This window comes from Clostridium tagluense (assembly GCF_003865095.1).
Taxonomy (GTDB): domain Bacteria; phylum Bacillota; class Clostridia; order Clostridiales; family Clostridiaceae; genus Clostridium_AD; species Clostridium_AD tagluense.
The window spans coordinates 133,691-159,642 of sequence record NZ_BHYK01000009.1; the positions used below are offsets into that span (position 1 = coordinate 133,691).

Annotated in this window: 27 protein-coding genes; 18 read left to right on the forward strand and 9 right to left on the reverse strand. The window is 30.4% G+C overall.

Annotation, left to right across the window (positions count from 1 at the left end; all coding sequences use genetic code 11):
* Positions 1–43 precede the first annotated feature (43 nt).
* From Ctaglu_RS10040 to Ctaglu_RS10065, 6 genes are all read right to left on the reverse strand, one after another.
* Positions 44–1,843: an ABC transporter ATP-binding protein gene (locus Ctaglu_RS10040; protein ID WP_125000824.1), complete on the reverse strand. Its 1,800-nt coding sequence runs from the start codon at positions 1,841–1,843 to the stop codon at positions 44–46.
* Positions 1,782–3,536 (reverse strand): ABC transporter ATP-binding protein, encoded by a 1,755-nt coding sequence (locus tag Ctaglu_RS10045; RefSeq protein WP_125000827.1) that lies wholly within the window; start codon positions 3,534–3,536, stop codon positions 1,782–1,784. Before Ctaglu_RS10045 ends, Ctaglu_RS10040 begins: the two co-directional genes overlap by 62 nt.
* 33 nt (positions 3,537–3,569) lie before the next feature.
* Entirely contained in the window at positions 3,570–4,592 is a 1,023-nt protein-coding gene (locus Ctaglu_RS10050) for a LacI family DNA-binding transcriptional regulator (RefSeq protein ID WP_233439739.1), read from the reverse strand.
* A gap of 204 nt (positions 4,593–4,796) precedes the next feature.
* On the reverse strand, positions 4,797–5,327 hold the full coding sequence (locus tag Ctaglu_RS10055; protein WP_125000830.1) for an amidase domain-containing protein: 531 nt from the start codon (positions 5,325–5,327) through the stop codon (positions 4,797–4,799).
* A 73-nt stretch (positions 5,328–5,400) separates the two neighbouring features.
* Complete coding sequence (locus Ctaglu_RS10060; RefSeq protein WP_125000832.1) at positions 5,401–6,735, reverse strand: metallopeptidase TldD-related protein; 1,335 nt, start codon at positions 6,733–6,735, stop codon at positions 5,401–5,403.
* Entirely contained in the window at positions 6,735–8,165 is a 1,431-nt protein-coding gene (locus Ctaglu_RS10065) for a TldD/PmbA family protein (protein WP_125000835.1), read from the reverse strand. Before Ctaglu_RS10065 ends, Ctaglu_RS10060 begins: the two co-directional genes overlap by 1 nt.
* A gap of 469 nt (positions 8,166–8,634) precedes the next feature.
* Between Ctaglu_RS10065 and Ctaglu_RS10070 the strand changes: the two genes are divergently transcribed.
* Both Ctaglu_RS10070 and Ctaglu_RS10075 read left to right on the forward strand, forming a co-directional pair.
* Positions 8,635–8,934 carry a CD3324 family protein gene (locus tag Ctaglu_RS10070; RefSeq protein ID WP_373861672.1) on the forward strand — a complete coding sequence of 100 codons (300 nt, stop codon included), beginning with the start codon at positions 8,635–8,637 and terminating at the stop codon, positions 8,932–8,934.
* 243 nt (positions 8,935–9,177) lie between these two features.
* On the forward strand, positions 9,178–10,824 hold the full coding sequence (locus Ctaglu_RS10075; RefSeq protein WP_125000841.1) for an ATP-binding cassette domain-containing protein: 1,647 nt from the start codon (positions 9,178–9,180) through the stop codon (positions 10,822–10,824).
* Between the two features lie 18 nt (positions 10,825–10,842).
* On the opposite strand, the gene Ctaglu_RS10080 is transcribed toward Ctaglu_RS10075, so the two are convergent.
* The 3 genes from Ctaglu_RS10080 to Ctaglu_RS10090 all read right to left on the reverse strand — a co-directional run bounded on the left by Ctaglu_RS10080 (position 10,843) and on the right by Ctaglu_RS10090 (position 13,474).
* Complete coding sequence (locus tag Ctaglu_RS10080; RefSeq protein ID WP_125000844.1) at positions 10,843–12,216, reverse strand: sensor histidine kinase; 1,374 nt, start codon at positions 12,214–12,216, stop codon at positions 10,843–10,845.
* Positions 12,207–12,866 (reverse strand): response regulator transcription factor, encoded by a 660-nt coding sequence (locus Ctaglu_RS10085; protein WP_125000847.1) that lies wholly within the window; start codon positions 12,864–12,866, stop codon positions 12,207–12,209. Before Ctaglu_RS10085 ends, Ctaglu_RS10080 begins: the two co-directional genes overlap by 10 nt.
* Positions 12,867–12,961: 95 nt before the next feature.
* Positions 12,962–13,474, reverse strand: coding sequence for a NisI/SpaI family lantibiotic immunity lipoprotein (locus Ctaglu_RS10090; RefSeq protein WP_125000849.1), 513 nt, complete (start codon positions 13,472–13,474; stop codon positions 12,962–12,964).
* Between the two features lie 651 nt (positions 13,475–14,125).
* Between Ctaglu_RS10090 and Ctaglu_RS10095 the strand changes: the two genes are divergently transcribed.
* The 16 genes from Ctaglu_RS10095 to Ctaglu_RS10170 all read left to right on the forward strand — a co-directional run bounded on the left by Ctaglu_RS10095 (position 14,126) and on the right by Ctaglu_RS10170 (position 25,949).
* A complete protein-coding gene (locus tag Ctaglu_RS10095) occupies positions 14,126–15,019 on the forward strand; it encodes a hypothetical protein (protein ID WP_125000853.1) in 894 nt (297 codons plus the stop codon).
* A gap of 130 nt (positions 15,020–15,149) precedes the next feature.
* Positions 15,150–15,836, forward strand: a complete 687-nt coding sequence (locus Ctaglu_RS10100) for a phosphotransferase enzyme family protein (RefSeq protein ID WP_125000856.1) — start codon at positions 15,150–15,152, stop codon at positions 15,834–15,836.
* A 504-nt stretch (positions 15,837–16,340) separates the two neighbouring features.
* Positions 16,341–16,517 carry a hypothetical protein gene (locus Ctaglu_RS25110; RefSeq protein WP_185732653.1) on the forward strand — a complete coding sequence of 59 codons (177 nt, stop codon included), beginning with the start codon at positions 16,341–16,343 and terminating at the stop codon, positions 16,515–16,517.
* Position 16,518: 1 nt separating this feature from the next.
* Positions 16,519–17,037: a hypothetical protein gene (locus Ctaglu_RS10110; RefSeq protein WP_185732654.1), complete on the forward strand. Its 519-nt coding sequence runs from the start codon at positions 16,519–16,521 to the stop codon at positions 17,035–17,037.
* A gap of 232 nt (positions 17,038–17,269) precedes the next feature.
* Positions 17,270–17,896 carry an HD domain-containing protein gene (locus Ctaglu_RS10115; protein ID WP_125000865.1) on the forward strand — a complete coding sequence of 209 codons (627 nt, stop codon included), beginning with the start codon at positions 17,270–17,272 and terminating at the stop codon, positions 17,894–17,896.
* Entirely contained in the window at positions 17,897–18,487 is a 591-nt protein-coding gene (locus Ctaglu_RS10120) for a DUF2268 domain-containing putative Zn-dependent protease (protein WP_125000868.1), read from the forward strand. It abuts the gene before it with no gap.
* A 286-nt stretch (positions 18,488–18,773) separates the two neighbouring features.
* On the forward strand, positions 18,774–19,442 hold the full coding sequence (locus Ctaglu_RS10125) for a class I SAM-dependent methyltransferase (RefSeq protein WP_185732655.1): 669 nt from the start codon (positions 18,774–18,776) through the stop codon (positions 19,440–19,442).
* Positions 19,443–19,693: 251 nt separating this feature from the next.
* Positions 19,694–20,050: a DUF2500 family protein gene (locus Ctaglu_RS10130; protein WP_185732656.1), complete on the forward strand. Its 357-nt coding sequence runs from the start codon at positions 19,694–19,696 to the stop codon at positions 20,048–20,050.
* Positions 20,051–20,271: 221 nt separating this feature from the next.
* Complete coding sequence (locus tag Ctaglu_RS10135; protein ID WP_125000877.1) at positions 20,272–20,754, forward strand: GNAT family N-acetyltransferase; 483 nt, start codon at positions 20,272–20,274, stop codon at positions 20,752–20,754.
* A 331-nt stretch (positions 20,755–21,085) separates the two neighbouring features.
* On the forward strand, positions 21,086–21,631 hold the full coding sequence (locus Ctaglu_RS10140) for a GNAT family N-acetyltransferase (protein WP_125000880.1): 546 nt from the start codon (positions 21,086–21,088) through the stop codon (positions 21,629–21,631).
* Between the two features lie 97 nt (positions 21,632–21,728).
* The gene (locus tag Ctaglu_RS10145) at positions 21,729–22,085 is read left to right on the forward strand and encodes a hypothetical protein (protein ID WP_125000883.1); all 357 of its coding nucleotides are present in this window, start codon (positions 21,729–21,731) and stop codon (positions 22,083–22,085) included.
* A gap of 179 nt (positions 22,086–22,264) precedes the next feature.
* Positions 22,265–23,116: a carbon-nitrogen hydrolase family protein gene (locus Ctaglu_RS10150; protein WP_125000886.1), complete on the forward strand. Its 852-nt coding sequence runs from the start codon at positions 22,265–22,267 to the stop codon at positions 23,114–23,116.
* A gap of 204 nt (positions 23,117–23,320) precedes the next feature.
* Positions 23,321–24,088 carry a class I SAM-dependent methyltransferase gene (locus tag Ctaglu_RS10155; protein WP_233439740.1) on the forward strand — a complete coding sequence of 256 codons (768 nt, stop codon included), beginning with the start codon at positions 23,321–23,323 and terminating at the stop codon, positions 24,086–24,088.
* 87 nt (positions 24,089–24,175) lie between these two features.
* Positions 24,176–25,018, forward strand: coding sequence for a Clp protease N-terminal domain-containing protein (locus Ctaglu_RS10160; protein ID WP_125000889.1), 843 nt, complete (start codon positions 24,176–24,178; stop codon positions 25,016–25,018).
* A 365-nt stretch (positions 25,019–25,383) separates the two neighbouring features.
* Positions 25,384–25,569 (forward strand): LITAF-like zinc ribbon domain-containing protein, encoded by a 186-nt coding sequence (locus tag Ctaglu_RS10165; RefSeq protein WP_125000892.1) that lies wholly within the window; start codon positions 25,384–25,386, stop codon positions 25,567–25,569.
* A gap of 83 nt (positions 25,570–25,652) precedes the next feature.
* Positions 25,653–25,949 (forward strand): DUF2085 domain-containing protein, encoded by a 297-nt coding sequence (locus Ctaglu_RS10170; RefSeq protein WP_267901268.1) that lies wholly within the window; start codon positions 25,653–25,655, stop codon positions 25,947–25,949.
* Positions 25,950–25,952: the final 3 nt, after the last annotated feature.

Genomic DNA, 25,952 nt, shown 5'->3' on the forward strand with positions numbered 1-25,952 from the left:
CTATAAACATTCTCTAAAGTAGCATTTTCATACCACTTTTATATTAGTTTGCAATCTTTGTATCATCTTGTATCATATCTTTATAATATCCACCACGACCCATAAGTTCATGGTGATTTCCTACTTCTATAATTTCTCCATGTTTTAGCACCACTATTTTATCTGCATTTCGTATGGTTGATAATCTATGTGCAATAATAAGTGTGGTCCTATCTTGAGCCATTTCTTCAATTACCTTTTGTATTAGCTTTTCAGTATGTGTATCTATGTTGGCTGTAGCTTCATCTAATATAAATATCGATGGTGAATGAGCGAGAGCTCTAGAAAATGATAAAAGCTGCTTCTGCCCTGATGAGAAAGTTGCGCCTCTTTCCATAACAGGTGAGTGTATTCCCCCGGTCAGTCCATTTACAAAGTCTAAGGCACAGGTAGTTTTAAGGGACTTGGTTAATGTTTTTTCACTTATATTATCATTTAATATAACATTAGATTTTATATCTCCTGAAAATAAAAATACATCTTGAAGCACAACGGATATAGCTTTTCTTAAGTCTCTTTTTTTTATATCATTAATGTTAATTCCATCTATTAGTATCTCACCTTTTTGAATTTTATAAAATCCACTTATGAGGCTTATTATCGTAGTTTTTCCAGCACCAGTTTCTCCTATAAAAGCAACAGTTTCTCCCTTTTTAACTTTAAAACAAAGATTCTTTAATGTCCAATCTGAATTATTATAGGAAAACCATACATTCTTAAATTCTATATCTCCCTGTAAATTTTCAATGCTCCTGCCCTCATCTAAATCTTCAAGAGAATCTTCCTCATCTAGGAGTTCAAAAATCCGTTCTGCAGAAACCAAAGCAGATTGGATAGTAGTATAGTTATCCGCAAGATCAGAAATTGGATTAAAAAATTGTTTTATATAGGTTGTAAAAGCGAAAAGCACACCTATCTCTATAGTATGATTTGCAATTTTGCTCATGGAATACCATAGTATAATTGCTACTGCAAGGTTTTGGAAAACATCCGCTGCGGGTCTTAATATACTGTTCATCCTAACTTGAAATAATGTGCTTTTTAAATACTCGCCATTTAATTTTAGAAACTCATTATTTTTTTCTTTTTCACCTGTAAATATTTGTATTATTTTCATTCCTGAAATATTCTCAGACATAAATCCATTAATTCTGCCTATTAGACTTTTCATTTTTGAAAAATTATTCTTAATCTTATTTTTCAAAAGAAAAATAATAAAAAACATCATAGGAACCACAGAAAATGATATAAGAGCTAATTTTACATCAAGGGCAAGCATAACATATACAATCCCTATAAGTAAGAAAACATCTTTAAATAGACTAATAATTACATCAGTATACATTTCACTTAGTGCTTCCACATCATTTGTGGCTCTAGTTATGAGTCTTCCTGAGGAGGTTTTATCAAGATAGGATAGTGGAAGAAATTGTATTGTTCTAAATACTCTTCTTCTTAAATTTCTCATAATCTCCTGACCAGCTTTATTTATTAAATTAACTTGCGCAAAAGAAGATAACCCACCAATAGCAACAACAGCAAAATATAATAGCGCCATAGATGTTATAGAATAGATACCCTTTTGTGATATTCTCTTTATTAAAAAATCATCAATAACAAGCTTTAATATATATGGTTTTAAAAGTTCTGCTGCATTTACAATCATTACACATAATGCAGCTAAAATTATCTTATTAAGGTATGGTTTTGTTAAGGATAAGAGTCTTTTAATACTATTGATTTTATGAAACTTCCCACTCTGATTTTTTTTCAATCTCTTCATGTTGAGATTTGTAGGTTTCATAATATAGGCCTCCCTTCTTTATGAGTTCATTATGAGTTCCATTTTCGCATATATTGCCTTCATCTAAGACTATAATAAAATCAGCGTCTTTTATTGTGGAAATTCTATGAGCAACAATTATTGTGGTTTTTCCACCTCTGCACTTTTTTATATTTTTAAGTAACTTAGATTCAGTAATAGTGTCCACAGCCGATAGTGAGTCATCTAAAATTAGTATTGACGGATCACGAATTATGGCCCTTGCTATAGAAATACGTTGTTTTTCACCACCTGATAAATTAACACCACGTTCTCCGAGTATGGTATCAAAGCCCTTGGGAAAATCCATAATGCTTTCATATATAGAACTTATAATCGCAGCCTTTTCAATTTGGTCATCTGTGTATATATCCTTGAAAAATTTTATATTTTCTTTAATGGATGCTGAAAACAAGAAGTTGTCTTGAGGCACATACCCAATGCTACTTCTAAGTGTTGCAAGGCAATAGTCATTTATGTCTACTGAGTCAATAAATATTTCTTCTGGTGATGGCATATAAAGCTTTAATAATAAGTTTACTAGGGTGGTTTTCCCCGAACCGGTTTTTCCTGTGATTCCAATGGTATAGCCCTTAGGTATTTTAAGGTTAATGTTTTGCAAAGCATTTTTGTCAGAACCTGTATAAGAAAAGCTCAGATTCTTGAATTCTATTTCACCCTCAATATTAGTACTTATCATTTTCTCTCCATCGCAAATTTCGGGGTTTACATTAAATATTTCATCTAATCTTTTAATTGAAGCAATACCTCTTTGAACTATATTTATAACTCTTCCAATGGAAATTATAGGTCTCATAATCATGGTCAAATATCCATTAAAGGCGATAAAATCACCAAGAGTTATGCCTCCATTTAACACCATATTTCCACCTATGATAAGGTTCATAACAAAGCTTATACTAAAAGAAATCTCAATTACAGGGGATAGCGAGGCAGATACTTTTACCATACTAATGTTAGAGTCCATCATTGCATCATTTAATATCTCAAACTTCTTAGCCTCAGCTTCTTCCTGAACGTAAGACTTTATTACTCTAATTCCGTATATATTTTCTTGAACTCTGCCAGATATAGATGCAAAGTTCTCTTGAACAACTCTAAATCGCTTTTGAACTAGTCCTCCTATTTTTAGCATGAAAAATATGATAAAGGGAATTGGCATTAGTATCATTAAAGTGAATTTTAGATTCATAATCTTTGACATGGAATATATAGAAACGCTACAAATAGCAATGCCATTTATTATCATGGCTGTTGCTGGCCCCAAAGTCATTCTTACAGCAGAAATATCATTTATAGCGTAAGCGATTAAATCTCCGGTTTTCCTTTTGTTATAAAACTCTGGAGACAGTTTTTGAAAATGACTATATAATTTTTCACGAAGATGACATTCAAGATTTCTACCATTTACTACAATTAGATTTCTCCATGCATAAGTACTTATAAAAGTGCCCGTAGTAATTAAAAGTATGTATACTATTTTGATTTTCACAAGATTTAAATTAAAATTAGACCTTCCTAATATATCAATGGTATCACCTAGAACTCTAGGGAAAAACGACTGAATATAAGATGTTAAAAACATAAATAGAATGCCAATAATATATGATATTTTGTGCTTTTTAATAAAATCTACTATTATGCTCTTTCCCATTTAATTCTCTCCTTTACAAATTTTAATTAATCATCACCTGGAATGCTGAAACGTGGTTAAGTTTTTAACAGATTCTCTTGAAATTAAAGTGCTGTTTATAGTTATGCATTCACAAGGTTTATCAGGGTTATTAATCCTTTTCAAAAGGAGCTCCACTGCTATTTCACAGGAATATTCAATGTTTAAATCTAAAGTTGTAAGGGGAGGCATAGTTAGCGATGCCATTTCAGTATTGCCACTACTAATAATAGAAATATCCTCTGGAACTTTGATTCCTTTTTTATAAAGGAGATTGATTAATTTCACAGCTATAAAGTCTCCTTGGCATATAATTGCTGAGGGCCTATGTTTAGCTTTTAGTAAATTCATAACTGAGGCTTCAAAATTTTCTTCGAAATTCTCTTCAATATAAGTAAAGAATTCACTTTGAATAGGTATTTCATAGTCTTCAAGAGCTGAAGTTATTCCAAGTACCTTTTCTTTATTCCGAAACAAAATACTGCGCCTTCCTAAAAAACCAATATCCACATGTCCTTTTTTAATTAAATACTCGCATTGCTTATATCCACCATTATTATAATTAAACCAAACACTGTCAACATCGCAAGAGGGAGAATATCCTGTATAAAAAATGTAATTTTTAATTTTGTCTTTTAGAAAACCAACGTAGTTATCATCAAATTTCCCAATGAAAATTAGACCGTTAAAATTATTCTCTTTTAATAATTTAAATGGAAGTTGCATCTTATCTTGGTTATTTTTATCGACAAATTCTGTGTGATAAGATATATTCATATTTTGAAGAGCGTGCTCAATTCCCTGTATCATATAAGTAAAATTACTATTATCTTGTATAAGAGGTCTTTGATGAAGTACCAAAATCTTATAAGTATTTTTGTTTATAGACTTTTTATATCCCATTTCTTTTGCTTTAAGTGTGATTTTTTCTCTTAATTCTTCTCCAACTCCATTTTTGCCTGATAGCGCTCTGCTCACAGATATTGCTGAGATATCTAAAGCCGATGCTATATCTGCTATTGTAGTTTTATTAATCAAACAATTCACCTCCAAATTTATGCTATACTACTATTATAAGTACTATTAAGTTAAAATACAACGTTTAAAATAAATATATTTAACGTTATAATATTGAATTTATAACGTTGGTTTGAAATTTACACATAAAAAATAACAAGTCATTATGCTAGCATTTTTGACTTGTTATTTTTTATGTGTATCTAAAGTATAAAATTATTATTTTTACAAACTTATTTTAAAAAAATGAACACGCTTAGCTGGCCAAGAATTTTTATAATATATATCTAAGGCCTCAAAAGAATGATGAGAAACTAAAGTCTGCCCATATCTAAAAGAGGTAATAATAGCTGAGTGAAATATATTTCCATTATTACCTTCGAAAAATATCAAATCGCCTAATTCAAGCAAACTAGTATCATATATTTCAAGACCCTTAATTGCGTTGGCATTAGATTGCTCATTAACCTTTAATGTCCAATATAGGGAATGTGCTACAGTCCAGGTCACAGACCATGTGTCATCCTTTGTACTTAAGGTATTAGCCTTGTTATACCACCAAGGATGTGAGCCATTATAAATCATAGGTGCTCCACCAGCTAGTAGGCACTGAGATATAAAATTTGCACAATCCCCACTTGTCTCATTATCAATAAGAGGGAAGTACCTAAAGCTAGGGTTTGGATGTAGTGCATAGGTCCTTGCATAATTAACAGCATTTATTCTAGAATACTTGCTTGTTTTAAAAAATTCCATATTACGCTCCATAAAATTACTATTATTAAATTCTATGATAAAGCTACTGTTAATGTTCATAAAAAGCAAAGTTTTATGCTATTCCAGCTACACTTACATCCAATAGTTTAACAATTTTAGGTCCTATAAAGTTATTATCCTTTTGCATTTCTTTTGATAAATACATTTGCTTTTGAAGTTTCTTAATATTACCTGACACGGAACCACCTGTAACTGGAATAGTACTTGTACCATCAAAAACCCAGCCTAGCCTAATTTCTCCAGCAAAATCGCCTGTTAAAGTGTCCATTTGGAAATCGGAAAAAGCTATTATTTCTAGGTATGGATCCATTTTAAAATCTGCTATGGAATGTTTTCCACCTTCAATAATAAAGTTTGATATATTGCCTGTAGGCTCTATATTTAAATAATGGCAATGACGCAAATCTCCATGATATCTATTTAAAACACCACTATTAAATATCTTAACAGAATTCAAAGGAAAACCATTAGAATCATAAGGGGAAGAGTTGGTTGAGTTTTTCATAAAAGGATCTAAAGTAAGAGTTATTAAGTCACCCTGTGCATCATCACCTTGAATGTTCTCACCAAGTTTTGCAGTAGACATTCTATTGTATACAGTTTTAGCAGAAGCTTGCGATACGTAATAGCTTAATAGTTCTATTACTGGGGTTCCATTAAGTAATATGTTGTACTTTTCAAGTGCTGGAGTAGGGGATGCAATGGCTTTTTCTTTGCTAATAATAAGCATCTCTTTTACTTTTTCATCTATCAAATCATAATCCATGTCTGAAAAATCTAGGTGCGTGTACAGTTCGATTTCTTCAGTATCTTCCTTCCAATTGGTTATAAATTCAATTTCCCCCTTATATGTGGTGAAAGATACATCTATTCCAGTAGAACTTACAATACGTGTATAAACTTTATTAAGGAAGATTTCAGAAGAATTTATACCTCCTTTATCACAAGTATCTGAATTGTAGATTGCATCAGTTAGTGTAGGAAGCCATTCGCTAAGTGGCTTCTCAGAAAAATTACTTGTTATTTCCTCCTGAACTTTATTAGAAGGTTCTACCAAAGGATAATATTTGTTTTTTATAAAGCTTGCTGCGAAGGAAACTTCTTCAATAACCTGAAGGATTTCTTCATCACTCATAGTAGGATGAATTATAGCTGAAGAGGAGCCTGTATACATTACATCTTCTTCCGTGAAGTTTTTATAGATTGTTATATTAAAATTATTAACATCTTTAGCTCTATACATATCTAATCCTTTTTTTACAAAGAAAAGTTCATTTGCAGTTATTTTATTTTCTATTATTTTAAAACCATCCATTTTAATACTATCTTTTTCTAAACTATTCAATTTTACAGATTCAGCAATTAATTTTTTTATTCTTTCTATCATTATCCTAACCTCACTTTTGCTTTGATATATGGGCCACCATCTGAAACCTTAACCCATTCCTTATAACCTTTGCCACAAGCACCAGAACCAGAAAGTTCCACGGTTTCTGATAGCATAGATATGGATTTTAAAACATCAGGCACATATCCTGTCATAATTACAGGGGAGACTATTTTGCCCGTTAATCTTCCATCTTTAATCTCACTACCTTGAAGTATCATACATTGGATTCCCCAATTCTTAGGGTCTTCCATGCCGCTCATGGTGCCGTCTAAAATGTACCCGTGTTTGATAGATGCTATCATATCTTCTAAAGTATCATTTCCCGCAGTAAAGAAGGTATTAGTCATTCTTGCATAAGCTTTTCTTTCAAAAGATTCTCTTTTACCATTACCAGTAGGTGTAGTTCCTAGCTTAAGAGCCGATAATATATCAGAAATTCCAGTTTTAAGTTGACCTTTTTCTATAACAATAGTATCTGTTCCAAGGACTCCTTCATCATCAAACAAATAAGAAGACATATTACTAGCAGCTGCAGCGCCGTCATGCATTGTAACTAATTCTGATGCCACGCTTTTACCTAGATATTCCATAGATTTTGCTCTTTTTTTGACGAACATGTCCATTTCTACTCCATGGCCAAAAGCTTCATGAGCAATTAACCCTGATATTTCAGGAGAACATATTACTTCATATTCGCCTGGTATTACGCTTCTAGCGTCTAAAAGTTTTATACTAGTATCTATCACTTTTTCTATGTTATTTTCCATTTCATCAATTAATTCTACTGCCTTTAAACCAGAGAAAGATGCATGGGCGTATTTAGTATTTTCATCTCTACGGACTATACTTACCAAATATCCTTCGCTCCATATATAGGATTGTTCTAGTTCTTTATTATTTGAAATAAATATTTTTGACACGTGAACCTCATGATAAGTTACCTTAAAATCTACAAGTAAATCTGAATAACTTAAAGCAGAATCTTTAATAGAACACATTTTCTCTATTTTTTCTTTTGACGTTAAACTCGAAGGAAGAGTAGTGACTTCACCTAAAAACTGCTCCTTTATTAAAGCTTCCTCTATTAATTCATAAGTATTTATAGTTATTGAGGCATTTTTTAGTCTTTCAAGAGTTTTGGCCATTTTTAAGTGTATTTCATCCACTATAGTATTTAAGTTATTTTCATTGATTTCATTAAAAGAAAACTCAGAATAGTTTATACCGTTATGAACCCTTATAACAAAACCACGTTCACACCAGTGTGAGTCGCTTAAATCTATACCAGTTTTTTGTACGTTATATATTTTGCCTTTAGTATCTGTACCTAAGATTGATACATATTTATAGTTTTCAGAAAGAAGGTTTACTATTTTTTTCAAAATAGGTTTTTGATTCATTAAAAAACTCGACATTGAAACTTTCATTAAATTATCCCCCCATATTTCTTTTAGTGTATAAATAAATTTTAGTAATAAATTAGTACATTACAATTTACATGATTTTGTAAACGTTTTGTAATGATAATTATATACTAAGTTTATCAGTAAATCCATAAAATTGAAACAACAAATAATTGTTAAGTCAGAAAATTACGAAAATAGCTTAACTGTAATTATGTTGAAAATTTGACATGTAAATTAATTGTATGTATAATTAGTAAAAACTAAAATATTATAGTAATTTTAAATTTTATTATGACCTATGTTATGTTGATCATATAAATAATTTAAGGATGTGAAAAAATGTATAACTTAAAGTTTACATTATGTAGTAGGAGCTCTAAGCAAAGACTATTTTAATGTTAAGTCTACAATTTTGCTTAGAGTAATTAGATATAGTAGATAAAATGGGCTTAACATATAGTAGTTTTTGCGCTTAATTCATAGTTATATTATGGAATTAAAGGAGCGTATAGGAATGAAATATGTTAAAGCAGAAAATATCTTACCAGAACATGTAATAGAAATTATTCAAAGTTATATAGATGGGGGGTATTTATATATCCCTAGAAAAAAAGGTAATGAGAAGCTTTGGGGAGAAAATAGCGGAGCCAAAAGTTCCTTAAAGGCTAGGAATGTTGAAATATATGAGAAATTTACATATGGATTTAGCGTAGAGGAGCTATGCTCTGAATATTACCTTTCCGAGAGTAGTATAAGAAGAGCAATAAGAAGTGAAAAATTAGCTAGTTAAAAATAAACCCAACAGGGGATAACTCTGCTGGGTTTATTTACGTGCCGTAATTAGATTAGTATAAGTCAAGTTCTATACAGAAGCATTTATGAACGTGAAAAGAACATAGTACTAGGGTATAATTTTGCTTAGAGAATTACTGAATTTATAGTCAAGACGCATACACATATATCATATAGGACTATGTGCTGTAAGTAATGAGACGGGTTTTTATGCAAGACAAAATAGAAGGGGGAAATAATTTTGAAAAAGTACTTTTATGAAATAAAATTTTTTATTTTTATGAGAATTTTATGTGATGGGATTATGGCATTATCTGTTGCAGCACTACCAGCACTGCAAAAAAAATTATTTGATTTAATAACAGGAAAAGTAATAAACACAAATTCTTTTCTTACAATTGTAGTCATATACGTTATATGTTTATTAGGCGCCGTAATATTTTGCTATTTTTCGATGATTTTTAGTTGGAAAGCCGGTTTAAATTTTGAACAATCATTAAAAAGTGATTTTTTCAAATCAATTTTTAGCTCTAGGTATGAGAATTTTTCAGCAAAAGATGCGGGTGAATATATTTCAATTCAAGGAAATGATATAACTGCACTTGACCAAGATTACTTAACACCACTTATAGATATAATACAAGCTGCTAATAAAATTATAATTTTTGGTGTTTTCTTATTTGTAAATGTAGATTGGAGAATTTCAACTGTAATACTTTTAGGATCTATACTTACAATAATGATTCCAAAGTGGGCTTCGAAACCATTAGCTACTAAAAGAAATGCTTATTTAAATCAAATGGGTGTTTATGTTTCAAAGATTAAAGATTTTCTTGAAGGATTTAAAGTTATTCAAAGCAGAACAAGAAAAAGTATTAATAGAGAACATGAAAAAGCATTAGTTACCACAAAAAATATGAGATTTGAATATGGCAAATTTAAATGCTTGACAATGGCTTTAGAACATCTTAGCTTAAGTTGTGTAAGTGCAATTGCGTTTATAATTGTATCAATTTTACTATTAAAGCATGAAATAACAATTGGTACATGTTTAGCAGCTTTTGGTTATATCAATGTTTTTATTGAACCTATTAACGACTTTATGTATGATCTTAACTCTGTTAGTTCTTTAAAAATGACAAAAGAAAAGGTACTTTCTTATCTAAAAGAAGTACCAAATGATGAATTAAAAGTTAAGAAGCAATTTAATAGTGATATTGTATTTGATAATGTAGCTTTTGAGTATAATAACTTTTCGTTATCAGGTGTTAGCTGTAGATTTGAAAAAGGCAAAAAATATGCATTAATTGGCCATAATGGATCAGGAAAATCAACTTTAATTAACATGCTTATGTCGTATATGACGGAAGCTTCTGGTACCATTAAAATTGATGGAGAAAATATAAGTTCTTTAGATACTGCTCAAATTATGTATTGTCTTAATCAAAATGAACATATATTTTCTGATGATTTTATGAATAATGCTACAGTATTTTCTTCTTATTCAGAATCAGACGTAAATAAAGTCACTGATAATTTGAAAATGAAAATAGTTGATGTTGTTAAATCCCAAAATAATTCACAGCAGTTAAGTGGTGGTGAAAAACAAGTTTTAGGAATCATAAGAATGCTTACAGCAAATACAGAAATATGTCTTATGGATGAGCCTTTTTCAGCCATTGATGTAAAGACAACTGAATTATTAGAAAATACTCTTCTTAATATTGAAGAAAAAACAATTATTATGGTTACTCATAAACTATCAAAAAATTTAGATAAATTCGATGAAGTAATTCTAATGGATAGTGGAAAAATTGTACAAAAGGGTACATTTGAAGAGATTTCTAAAACTGAGGAATATAAAAAGATACAAATGGTGCAGGCATAGGCAAAAGCCGCTATTATCCTATTTGAAAATTGGAATCGCTATTGTTATCTCTGCACCACCAGTGACAGATGAGTTACCGATATGAAGGCTTCCACCATGAAGGTTTACAAATGATTGGGTAATGTACAAACCTATCCCAAAATGAATTTTCGATGTTCGGCTACTATCGCCCATATAAAATTGTTTTGTGGCAGATTTGATATCCTCCCTTGAAAGACCTTTACCACTGTCTGTTGTAATGAAGTGGATTTCATTATCCAGGGATTTCACTTCAAAATAAATTTTTCCGCTATTAGGGGAATAATCCACCGCATTTGAAATGACATTCATAATGGCACGGTAAAGCAGAGACTTATCAACCATAATTGACCTAGGAAGATCAGTTTTAGTAAATTCAATTTTAAGTTCCTTGGTATTTGCAAGTGCTTCAAGCTGATTGTGAATTATATTAATAAAATTTTCGGAATCTATCTTTTCTGGTTGTAAGAAAAGAGCTTTTTCTGAATTTGAAATTTCAATCAATGTTTTAATATACTTCTGGATTTGCCCAGTATTTTTTAAAATATAATCAGTATATTCTTGCTGCTCTTTATTTAATCTTGAATCAAACAGTAATTCAGCATTTCCACTGATAATGGTTAATGGGGTTTTAAGGTCGTGGGCAAGAGCGGAAATCTGCTCTTTCTTTGCTTGTTCAAGATTCCATTGCTGTTTCAAAGACTTATTTAATTCTGTTTTCATCTCCGATATTGATAAAAGCACATCATTGAATTCTTTGATTCCTGAATATTTTATGTCAAAGTTCAAATCCTGTTTCTTAATTTTTTCAGTAGCTTGCAAAAGGGGCCTTAGATGTTTATTTAGATTCTTTGCATAAATAGTGGTAATGATTAAAACAATGGAAAAATATAAGATTATAAAGGTTACAATCATAATGGTTTCCGGAGATAGAAAATGTTGATTTAAAAAATCAGACCTGTAGCTCATTTGAACATAGTATTGCAAAACACAAAAACCATCTTGCCTTTCAATAAAATAATAGCTTTTTTTACTCCCACTTTTAGGGTAAGTACCCTTAGCATATTCTGTTGCACTCAGTAAGGTCTGACCTTCTAAATTTGTTTTTACAACTTTATATTTTTTATCGAAAACAGCAAATTTACATCCATAGGGTATCATATTCTCTGTAATTTTTGGTGTTTTAGCAAGCAACGGTTTTGCTCGCCGCGCCAAATCCTCACTATAACTCGGTATAAGAATCACACCATTTCTTGTGCATAGATCTATAATTACCACATATAGTCCGACGAAAAGAATAAATGCAACTCCTAAAGTTAATAGATACTTAAAAAAGACTATCTTTAGGGTAAAAGCTTTTTTCTTTATTTCCATTTGTATCCTATCCCCCAAACAGTCTCAATGGGCAACAGTTCAAAAATAGCCAGCTTTGCCCTTATATTTTTAATATGTTCAGTAATAGCTGAACTATCGCTTTCACCATCATACCCATAAACGGCTTCGTATATTTTATCCTTTGAAAAAACTTGTCCTTGATTTCTGGCAAGAAACTCGCAGATGTTATATTCACTTTTTGTTAAGGGAATTTTCTTATCATCCCCTAAAATTTCCTTGCCAGCTAAATCAAACTTTACTCCAGATACGCAAAGAGTACTTCGTTTTTCACGGTTTTCCCGCCTTAAGTAAGCATTTACTCTAGCTCTTAATTCCCCCACGCCAAATGGTTTCGTAATGTAATCATCAGCACCAATCCCTAAACCATACATGATATCTATTTCAGTGGTCTTTGCGGTAAGAAAAATAATTGGACAGTCCACAATGTCTCGAATATTTAGACAAAAAGTAAAGCCATCCATACCCGGCATCATAACATCCAGTAAAATCAAATCAAAGTTTATGAATTCGTTAGTTAAAATTTTTTCAGGATTTACAACTGTAGTTACTAAATGATTATCTTTCTGAAGAATATTTTTAATTAAAGCCAGAATATCTGGCTCATCATCAATAACCAAAATTTTTGCCATGTTCATCACTCCTTTCTGATGTCAATAAACAGTATAACGTCAAAATATTATCAAATCAACTTATATTATCCATAATTTTCATAGCAAATTGTAGCTTATTCTGAATAAGCCTCTTTTTCATATGTAATTGCTGTTTTATCAGTAAACCCTGTTATTGCCGGAATAGCTTTATAAAAGCTGTTATTGATTTGAACGGCAATGGCTTCTTTATTGTCCGTACCCTTTATTGAACAAACATTTTGAAAAGAAACAATAAACTTTGCATCTTTGGGAATATTCTCCATCATATCCTTTATAGTTAACGTGGCAGATGAATCAATTTCTTCTTGCGAAAGTATACAATTTTTTTTATCAAGAACTACCACTCGGTCAATAATTCCGTTCCATCCCCCAATTTTAGATTGATTCAATGAAACATTTGAAATTTGATAGGTTACTTCCTTATAACTGATTTGAGTAGCATTTTTAGCATTAACTTTGCAAACAATTTTATCTTTAATTTCATAGGTTCTTACTTTTTTAATTATTATATCTTTTGCAAAATACCCTATTACTAGTGTACAAAATAAAACTGTGAACAAAGGTATCAATATTTTTTTTATCTTCATAATAATCTCTCCTTATTTATATGACTTTCTTCCTTTCGTTTGCTATAGTTTTATAATACTAGGTAATTATAAGGATTGTATAAGGAGTTCAAAAATTTTTCTTCAGTATTTATAGTTTCATCCATAAATCTGTTTAAATAGTCTATTATAAGGCACTTCCTCTTTTTGAGTACAACGTTTTTAAACTACTATATATATTTTTCTTATGTCCTTATTGATTTAATATATTAGTAAATTAATAATACTTATAAATTTTCATCATATGCTTCAAAATAACCATTCAATATAATAAAAGTTATATTGAATGGTTTTGCTTTTACTTTAAATCACGCTTTTTTACTGATTTTACATGTATTTTTTAAAGTTTTATGGTATACTTATAAAGTAAACATTATGTATACATGTATAAACTATCTATATACAAATGTATACCAATGTTTACAATAATGAATTTTATATAATATACTAAGTATTTTTCAATTATTAATATAAATAAATTATTGAACCCAAATATCCTAGCAATTATAGTGTTTATATAAATATTTTAGCAAGTAGTAGACGGATTCAACGTATAAATGTCATTTGATTACAAAAATATTAAATTTATTCTATTAATCATAGAAAATACTGGACTAAGAGAGGAAGCAGGAAATGGATGCAATATTAAGCGTAAGAATAAGTGATGAATTAAAACAAAAGTTTAATGAATTGGCTCAAAGTGAAGGTATAAATAATAAGGAACTCATGGAGCAAGTAGTTAAATACTACGAATTAAATAGAGCAAGAGAAGAAGACAGTAATATGTCCGAGGATATAAAGGAGTTACAAACAATAACCAGTAGAATGGCGGATATATACATAAACATAGTAGAAAGAAATAATATTAAAGCCTTAGAAGTAAAAAATATTCATAGAAATGAGCTAGTAGATAAGAATAACGACCTTCAAAAACTAAAAGAAGCGATTAACGTGTTAAAAGAAGAGAATAAAAAAATAAACACTCTGGAAAAAGACTTATCAGATGCAAAGCATATAAGTAAAGACCTACAAGAAAGTATTAAGAGTTCAAAAACCCTTAATAATATGCAGGAGGAAAAAATATTAAAGCTAACGGAAACCAATGAAAAATATATTAAGTACAGAGATGAAATTGTAAAACTTAAAACAGAGCAGGACAAATCAACAAATGAGAATATGCAATTGAAGAATGATTTAGCAAATAAAAATGATGAAGAAGATAGATTAATAAAACAAATAGATGAGTTAAAGCAAATAAACAAAAGTAAAATAGGTGAACTTGAAATTAAAGCTAATCAAGATATTGAAATGCAGAGGGAAAGAACAAGTTTCCAAATGGACAAAGAAATTTTAAAATTAAAAGAGGAACAACAATTAAAAATACAGGAATTGCAAGAAAGCTTTAATGATAGAATTAATAAATTATTAATAGAAAAAGAGGAAGTAGCGGAGAAATTTAAAAATATGATTATGCAAATGAATAAAAACAAAGATGAAACTGAACATATTGTTATTGAAAAGAAATAGGGGTAAGTAATATATTGTAAATGATTTTATACCCCCCAAAAAATACAAAGCTAGTTTCTTATCTATCCATACCACACCTTAAGGAGTGGGCTTTCCACACAAATATTGTAATGAACCTGAGGAAGTAAATATGCCTTGGGGGATATACTATGCGGTTGCATTTAAAAAAGCATCTGGTAAACAATTAAATGAAATCCCTTTGACAGATGATATTATCTTAGGATTAGGTAAAGCATTAGGGAAATTGCATAAACTAAGCAGTGAACATAAACCAGTAAATAATAAACGTAATGACTGGAAAGAAAAAATAGACTGGATGGAAGATGTATTAGCAGCTTTTCCAGATGAAACAGCTGCTAAAAGTGAGCTCTATATGCTTAAAGATTACTTTTTAAAGCTACTTACTACAAAAGAGAATTTTGGACTTATCCATTATGACTTTGAACCTGACAACGTATTTTATGATGAAGTTACGAAAAGCTATAACCCTATAGATTTTGATGATGCAATGTATCATTGGTATGCACTGGATATTCAAATATCAATAGATGAAATTACAGAGGATATGCTAGAAGAACAAGTAGAATCCGCAATAAATCAATTTATGAAAGGCTACCGCGACGAGTATAATATTTCCGATGGTATGCTTAAATTATTACCTATCTTCAGAAGATATAGTGATTTATATGGATATGTGCGATTGCTACGCTCTGTAGAAGAAAAATGGAATAATGAACCTGAATGGATGGTAAACTTAAGAATTCGCCTAGAGAATTTATTAAATAAAAGAAAATGTACATTTACAAAGGCAATTTAATTACTAAGGTTTCATAAGGAAGTGCTTTTATACGTCATTTACAGACGAAGATTTTTTACGCATTGCCATTGAGTTGGCGAAAAAAGCACGTAAAAAATGGGCGAGGATATCTAAAATTGTATATAGTGTTCTCAATGCATGCTTCGACAGTTAAGTGGAGGGAGTCCAAAACCTTGCTGTAATAATATTTTAAATACAGGAAAAAGGAAAATCAAAGTAGTTGTTCCACTTATTCCAGAAGAGAGGGTTAAGGTTTTTCAAAATAATAAATTTATAAAAAATAGCTTTAACAAAATTAAATCATCACCGTTCACCTTGGGTGGACGGTATTTTTTATATAGTTACGAGCTAGGATATTGTAAATAATTACATATTAAATCAATAATAGATGAAATACCATAAATAAATACACATAAAATTAAAATAATGGTATAATATGTTTACGGCATGGCAATTACTATTACAAGAACAAATGTTCTTGTAATATAGAAAGAAGGTATTGCGATGACTGTAAATGTACCAAAACATGAAAATGAATTAGCTGTATCATTCGATTATTCACAAGAAAGAATAGCTAAAGTTAAAAGTAGAAAAGGGCATAAATGGAATTTAAATGATAAAACATGGAATATACCTATTGGGGTGACAATTTATATGAAATCACCTAAAAGTAGTGGTTAGTGTGTTAATAGAATTCGTGAAGGAATATATAAACAAATATTGGAAAATACAAACGTCACAATGGTGTAACTATTTTGAAAATGAAAATTATAACTTATCTCAAATAGATGCAGAGATATATGATACAGTAAAACTATTTAATAAAGAAGTACAACCCATAGATAGAAAAAGCAAAATAGCTTCGTTACTAATGCAAAAGGATTTAGTAGATAAAGATCCTTTGGTATCAGAAATTAGAAATCGCATTGATAATTTAGATAATTATAGCGATAATATTTCCGAAGATATAAAAGCAGATAGATGTCAATATAAATTAGCTTTATCTTACAAAATGAAAGATGATGTTAAAAAGTTGATGAACACAAGAAATGATTTATCTAAACAAATGGGATTTGATTCTTATCCTGAGGTAGTATTAATAACAGAGGAGATAGATAAAGATAATTTAGTTCATTCCTTGAATGAATTTTTAGAAAGTAACCTACCTAAAGCTATTGAAATAATAAAAAATATAATATAAAGTGGAATGTTGCCATTCGCCTTGGCTGGAGAGTACTTTGAAAGAGGACAGGTTATTCACTTAAATGTATTTTTCAAGCAAAGATAATTCTGAAACAACCGCCAAGGCACATTCATTCACCAAGTCGTCACGCTAGGGTTCAGGAACGTCGGCAACACGAAACGTTATATGCCATTCCTAAATTAGTTACTTAGTACTTATTAATAAATGTTATTAAAGGAGATGCACAATTATGATAAATCATTTGGGACAAGGTGTGCCAAGCCTAGAGGAGGCAAAATTACTATTACTAGAAGGACAAAAATTAAATCCTGGTCCTTGGATTGAGCATTCAATGAATGCAGGAAGAGCAGCAGAGTTGATAGCAAAAAATTGTAAAGGGTTAAACCCAGATGTTGCTTTAGTACTAGGAATGCTGCATGACATTGGTGTAAGATTTGGGGTTTCATATATGAAGCATATTTTACACGGCTACAATTTTGCTATGGAAAAGGGGTATTATAAACTAGCAAAAGTTTGTTTAACTCATTCATTTGAATGCCAAGATATAAGAACTTGTTTTGGAAGATGGGATTATTGTAGCGATGAAGAATACAGTTTTATTAAAAATTACATTGAGTCTGCAGAATATGATGATTATGATAGATTGATACAATTATGTGATGCACTAGCATTACCAAGCGGGTTTTGCTTAATGGAAAAGAGAATGGTTGATGTAGCATTAAGGCATGGGATACATGGGCATATTATTAATAAATGGAGATCAACTTTCAAAAACAAACAATATTTTGAAGAGAGGATGGGAAAATCAATATATAGTGTATTACCAGGTGTTATAGAAAACACTTTTGATTTATAAATGTGTATTCCTATTTCTAATTATGATGATGATCCTATCGTAATTGCGATCTATCCATTAGATGATGAAAATTGTATTGTTAAAGAACGGCAAAATGGTGTGTTGGGAGTTAATGTATTTGGTAATATTTTAATAAATGTTAATCCTTTTGTTCAGGATTATATAGAATGGATTCCATATGTATTTGCTCATGAATATCATCATACTGTGTGGGGGAATTACTGGCATGTGGTTCATGGAAGAGGGGGTACTGGAAGTTTCATAGAAGCAATGTTAATTGATGGACAAGCAGATACATTCGCAAAAATCCTTAACCCAACATTAAATCCTACATGGATTTCTCATATATCAAAAGAACAAGAAAAGGAATTGTGGAATAAGTATTATTATAAATTGTTGAATGAGACTAATTTTGATTATAGCAGATATATGTTTGGTGATGATGAAGCAGGAATACCTTGGTGCACAGGCTATTTCTTTGGGTATAAAATTATTGATTGTTTTAGAAAATGCTATCCGCAAATTGGCGTTAAAAATATGATTGAAATGAGTTCAGAAGAAATTTTCGCTATGAGTGATTACTGTTTATAATAACGAATAGTTGATTAAATGGGATTAATACCAAAATATAGAGAGTTGCCACTTCCTATAACAAAAAACTCCCGTTCGTTTTGGCATTAATAGACTGCCAAAACACATCCACTCGCCAAGCGCGGTCGCGCTAGGGCTCAAGAACGTCAGGAGTTAGCGACGTTATACGTAATTTAAAATAAGTAGAGTGACAGCTTAAAAATTTTTATAGTTGATTTTAGTAAATTTAATAGCTAATTTTTATGTAATAACTTGATTTTTTTATTAGAGAATGGAGGTTCAATTAATGGCAACATGGAATGAATTGTTTCTAAATGAAGAATTTATATCAGCATTACCACAGCCAGAAGTATATAAATTTATAAAAATTCTTGAGGGCATATTTACTGATAGACCATTAACAATATGGGATTTTTGTTGTGGTGCTGGAAGGCATACTGTATTAATATCACAAATGGGACATAATGCATATGGCAGTGATATCTCTGAGAATGGAATTATTTATACTCAGAAATGGCTTGAAAAAAATGAACTAATGGCAAATCTTAAGGTAGCAGATATGACCGATAACCCATTTACAGGATTTAATTTTCATGGCGCTATTTCTTGGGATGCTCTACACCATAACACCATTAGTAATATTAATAAGGCTGTAGACGTTGTATATGAAACCCTTTGTGTTGATGGTATGTTTATGGTATCATTGCTTTCCACAAAATCAGGTAGGGCAGACCTTAGGGGAAAAGAAATAGAAAAAAACACTTTTGTTAGGGAAGATGGTCCTGAAGCAGGAGTTCCACACCACTATTTTGATGAACAAGGAATAAGAGACTTATTTAGAAAATGGAAAATTGTCAGCCTTGTAGATATTGCTACTACTTATATAGAAGAAAGTATTCATCATTCAATTAATCCATTTCCATATACTAAATGGAATATTATTGTTCAAAAGTAGTATGTCTAAAACTATAAGCAGTTACATAAAATTTTTGTGTTGGTTAAGACGTAATATTAGTATAAATATAGGGAGAACAGACTCAGCTCAGAGTGTAGTGGCTAAAACTACATCGCAAATACGAGACGTTATACGGAATTTAGAACAAGAAATTGATTGCTCATAAGTTATTGGTTTTGAACTAATTGAGACGTAGTAGTAAAAAAGGATGAATTACTATTAAGACAAATATTATGAGAAGGAGTTACAATATGAATTCTAATGAAAGGCTTACTATGATATATCTTATGTTCGTTTTAGTTGGTATTCCAGTGCTTTTTTTCATACTAATTGTTTGGGGAATACCATGGATTATTAGGCAACTAACTTATGAGGTATGTACATATAAAACGATAATAATAGATGATAAAGCAGATGTAATTTTTAGTCAAGGACGTTATTTAGTAAACTCCTCTATTATATACTTGTTATCTTTCAAGTTTGAAGATGAGGAAATAATACAATTTTCACTTCCGCGTAAAGAGTATAAGAAGCATCATATAGGCGATGTTGGAGAATTAACTTTTCAAGGAGATAAATTTATTAGTTTTATAAAAATACAAGATTAATTTATTGCAAGCCGAAATAAGTCTTATTTAAAGTGTAGGGGTTAAAACTCCGTATAACAAAATGTTGCCGCCGGGCTAAAGTTCAGGAACGTCGGCAACACGAAACGTTAGAGGAAATAGTATAATAATGAAAGTTTTAATTCCGCATTAAGTTTTTAATATAAAATAATTGAAAAATATGATGCAACAAGCATTGTTCTTAAAGAGGTGTGAATAGAAGCATGAATATAAAAATAATATCTTCTGAAAACAGAAAACAAATTAATGATTTTATTAGCTCACATTGGTTTTCTGCTGATATGGTTGTCAGAGGCGAATTAGTTGATATGACTATATTGGATGGTTTTGTTATTTATGATGATGAAGAAACAATTATTGGATTAGTTACTTATAGAATTAAGGTCAATGAGTGTGAAATTATGTCTTTAGACAGTTTAAGGGAAAGACAAGGAGTTGGAACTGCTCTTGTAAATAAAGTTATTCAAACCGCAAGTAAGAAGAAATGTATGAAAATAAAATTGATTACAACAAATGATAATATAAATGCTATACGATTTTACCAAAAACGAGGATTTGATATGGCAAATCTATATCATAATGCAGTGGATACTTCGCGAAAGTTAAAACCATCCATTCCTTTATTCGGAGATTTTAATATACCTTTAAAACATGAAATTGAATTTGAAATGGATTTGATTAAGTAGTTATCATTTTCACAAAATAAGGTTACAACATTCTTATATGATAAATAAAAGTCGAGGATAAAATTGGTGTAGTAAACGCATAAAGTATTGAGAAAATATACTACTTCCTCTAACAAAATACTCCAGTTCGCTTTGCATGAAAAGACATCCAAGCCACACCTGCGAAGCAAAGCGAAGTCTCGCTAAGCTTCTCGGAGTCGGGAATTAGCAACGTTATGTGACATTTCAGGTCTATATGAAATTTGTTTACGCAATTAGTGATTTTTAGCTATTCCAATATAAAGAATAAGTAACATTGGTGTAAAAATGTAAAATAAAGGAGAAAACTAAAATGTATGAACATATACGAATAGAAACAGAACGTTTAGTGATTGGAAATTTTACTAATGCTGATATTATTCAATTGCATATGATAATGAATAATGAAGCGATAATGAAATATGTTCCATTTGCTAAAGAGAGAACGCTTGAAGAATGTCAAGAATTAATGAAAAGAATATTAAATAGATATAAAGAAAGTACAATTTCTAATTTTAAGGGATTTCTCTTATTAGTAGTTGCAAAAGATAACAATGAATGTGTAGGTTTTGTTGGATTATTTCCACTTACATATGACACTACAGAAAACGAATTATTCTATGGACTATTTGAAGAACACTATGGGAAAGGATATGCAACTGAAATTGGAAAGGCCATTATTGAGTATGGTTTTAAAAATATGAATATTAATAAAATAGTCGCAACTGTTAATAAAGATAATGAAGTATCAAAGAGAGTGTTGGACAAGATGGGGATGTGTTTTGAGTACGAAATAGAAGATGAAGAGGATAGTTCTTATGATGGTGAGTTGATGTATTCAATAAAAAGCATAGGTTGATGCTGACTTTTCTCTTAATTGAAATGATCCTACCATCGTGACGTGTTGGTAAAAAAATACAGTGCAGATTAACTCTATATTCTTGGGAGGTGACAATTTGACAAAACATGAGTTCGGAATAATTGATTTTTTGATAAAAGACAAATGGTATGTTGAATATGAACCTGAAGAATACAATTGTACTTCGGTTAATGATGATTTGCTTGATGAAATAATTAATAAATATGTAGAAGAATTTACGAATATGAAAACCTATGCTCACATTTTAACTAACCCAATGTGGGGTCTTAATTATTGTGGGATAACTCTAATCCCACCAGAGTCTCTTGGAAAATTTTGTAATATTATTACCGATGCAAATAATCGATACCAATCACAAGAACTCAAACTGCTACTAAAAAAAATATCTGAAGCAATTAAGGAAAAGAAATATTTAATTCACTACGGAATATGATTACTATCTCTATTAACCCATGTGTCATATTCCTCATATATAGCTAATTAAATCATGAATGGATTAGTGGGAATCCCTGAGTTCAACACTATTAAAATTATAGAGAACGAAAATCATAAAGACTCATTTGTAGAAGATTTAGAACTAATGTGTATTTGTATAAAAAAGGAGGAGAATAAATGAAAGTTGGAGTTTTTCAGTTTCGAGGTAGTGACAACATTTCGGACAACCATGAAGCAATAATTAGGGCTATTACTAGTGCATCTCAAAATAAGGTTAGGCTTCTTGTTTTTCAAGAATGTGCAACTTGCGGATATCCGCCTGTTGAAACACCTATTATTAAAGAAATAAATTTTGAAATCCTAAATTCATATTTACAGGAAATTAAACAGCTTGCTAAAAAACATGACATGTATATCGTTTTAGGAACTATAAGAATACAAAACTCCAAGTACTACAATTCACTCCAACTAATTGGCCCAAACGGTGAAAGTATAGGTAATTATGATAAGAGAGCATTATGGGGGTGGGATTTAGATAATTTTACAAAAGGTGATTCATTAGGCATATACCAAATTGATGATATTCAGATAGGCTTTCGAATTTGTTTTGAAGTCCGATTCCCAGAGTACTTTAGAGAATTATTCAAATCAAATGTGCAACTATGCTTTGTTAGTTTTTGCGATGTCTCAGAGCAAGACTTAATAGAAAGATACGGTATAATTAAATCTCATCTAGTAACAAGGGCTGTGGAAAATGTAATGACAATAATATCAGTTAACAGCATATCCAAATATCAAACAGCTCCAACGGCGGTTATTGATTCAGACGGCCATATTGTTTGTGAAGCACCAAGGAACCAAGAGTATCTAATTATTTATGATTATGATACACCAACAATCGATTTTGGTCGCAAAGGACGAATACATTACTCTAACGAGCTGTTGGGAATGATACAAAAGACCAAAGTTAAAGGGGATGGCATTCATGAAGGAAAGGAACAGAGTTTTTTTGTTCAACAGGAGTTATAACTGAGTATCCTTATCAATCTGATTACAAAATAATATTAGAAGATGGTCAAAAATTATCTGCTGACGGCCTTGAATTAGTTATGTACCCTAACTGATATAGTGAAATTGAAACTATAACGGATAAGTTATATAAAAGGTTTATTTCGCTTTAAGCTTTTTTATTAATGAATATTTTAAAATTATAATTAAGGTGGTGCAAATATATTGGATAATTTACAACAACAAACACATGTTATAAATAAAGACTCAGTTTCGCTTGAATCATATGAAGAAATGGCAGAATATTATTTTAAATATGTTGATATAAAACCATTCAATGCTTATTATGAAAGACCTGCAACCTTATCTTTACTTCCAGATGTAAAAGGAAAGAAAGTTTTAGACGCAGGCTGTGCGGCGGGGTGGTACACTAAGTGGTTACTGGAAAATGAGGCAAGTGTAATAGCATTAGATTTTAGTCCTAACATGATAAAAATGACTAAAGAGAGAGTTGGAGCTAAGGCTGAAATTATAAGGGCTGACCTGAATGAACCACTAGACTTTATTAAGGATGAGTCTATTGATGTTGTGTTATCATCTTTAACACTTCACTACATTAAAAATTGGGATTTAGTAATGAGTGAATTTAATAGAATTCTAAAGAAGGATGGGCAACTTATTTTCTCAGTTCATCATCCTTTTATGGACTTTACAGTTTTTAACAAGGAAAATTACTTCTCTACAGAGATTATAGATGATGAGTGGGAAACACATAAAGGTAAAATTAAAGTTCAATTCTACAGGAGACCTTTGAATAAGATAGTTTCTGCAGTTATAGAAAATGGATTTAGGATAGATAAATTATTAGAACCTATGCCAATAGAACAATTTAGAGTAGAGCAGCCAAAGGTTTATGATAAACTAACTAAGAGACCTCAATTTTTATTCTTTAGAGCAATAAAAATTAGTACAGCTACAAAAAATAATCCATAATGGCGTTATTTTATAAGCGAAACCAAAGAGTTATGTTGGTTTAGTTAATGAAGTATTTTTCAATTGTATTTTAAGAAAGGGGATAATATGGAACAGATTAAACTAACCAAAAGACTACAGAGAATTTTTTCATTAGCAGAAAATTTAATTAATAATGATAATAGAGCAATTTTATATCCCATCCATCTATTTATTGCCGTGCTACAAGTGAAAACAGGCGTATTGGGTGAATTAAATCTTAAGTTCCCTATAGATATAAATTCATTAATGAAAATCTCAAATCAGTTACAATTTGATGGTAAAGAATATATTCATCACTATTTTAATAGCAAAGTTTCCAATAAAACAATTCAAGTTTTAAAAGAGGCAGAAACGATTATGAATTTGTATGGGCAGATATATTTGAATGAAGGTCATATCATTAAGGCGATATTTGTTTCGGATAATGAGGTTAGAAATTTTTTCAGTTATGAGGAAAGAGAATTAATATTAGATATAACCACAACCCCTCGCGACTTAGCTGTATCTTTAATAAATTATGTTAAGCCTAATTTTAAATCCACATCTTTCATTGTAAAGAGAGCAACTCTTTCAGATACAGACAAATTGTTCAGTTTTATAGAAAAAGAATTTAATAATAAATGGCTATGTAACATAAAAAGTGGATTTTGTAAAGAAATAATCCCCATTTATATTGCAATTGAAGAGAATGAGGTAATTGGGTTTGGGGCATATGACATAGTCAAAAAAGGTTTGTTTGGACCACTGGGAATAAAGATGGCATATAGGAAGAAAAATGTAGGATACACAATTTTACATAGTTGCTTAAATGACATGAATAATGATGGATATAAATATGCCATTATTGATGAAGCTGGTCCAATAGAATTCTATGAAGAAACTTGTGGAGCTACTATAATACATAAATAATTGCTTCGATATAAAAATTTTTGTGAAGAGGGTCAATCTACTTCCTATAACAAAATATTCCCGTTCGTTTTGGCATGAAAAGACTGCTAAAACACATTCTTTTGCCAAGCGCAGTCGCCCTAGGGCTCAAGAACGTCGGCAACAAGAAATGTTATACGTAATTTTAGTTAAAAAGAGCGATTTATTGAAAGTTCATGAGTTTGTTTTTATTAAGACACAATTTATTTATAGAACTAACCCGTAAAATCTAAAATATGAACAATATTCTTTAATACTATTTTAAAGCTTTTGGAGAATTATGAAGGATTTTTTTACAATATGTAGAATAGTTCTATATAAAACGTAATTTTAAGGAGGAACTTGTCATGGCATGTCCTAATTGTGGTAGTGAAAATATTCAAGTAGTATCTGAATCAAAGGGTTTTGGGGCAGGAAAAGGATGTTGTGGATTCATAATCTTTGGTTGGGTAGGCTTATTATGTGGACTTTGCGGTATGGGAAAAAGTAAAATAAAAAGAGTTTGTGCTAATTGTGGCAATGTAATGGATTAATGAAATTCATTGATTACCCAAATTATATTAAAAGGACATGGCTATTTTTTTATAAGCTAGGGGCTGCAGGTGGATGTCACCAGATGCCCGAAAGAAGTTTTCGCTTTTTTGATATGCAATTTCCAGTATGCGTAAGGTGTACAGGTGTCTACCTTGGCCAAATTATTGCAATACCATTCTTTTTAACGAATACAGTTTTTAAATTATATATTTGTTTTTTATTTATAGTTATTATGTTCTGTGATTGGTTAATTCAATTTTTAAACATTAAGGAGTCTACGAATCTCAGAAGATTTATTACTGGTAGTATTGCTGGTATAGGACTTATGGGCTTATATTTTAATATATTTAAATTTTTATTGGCATTCATACGTTTATAGAAT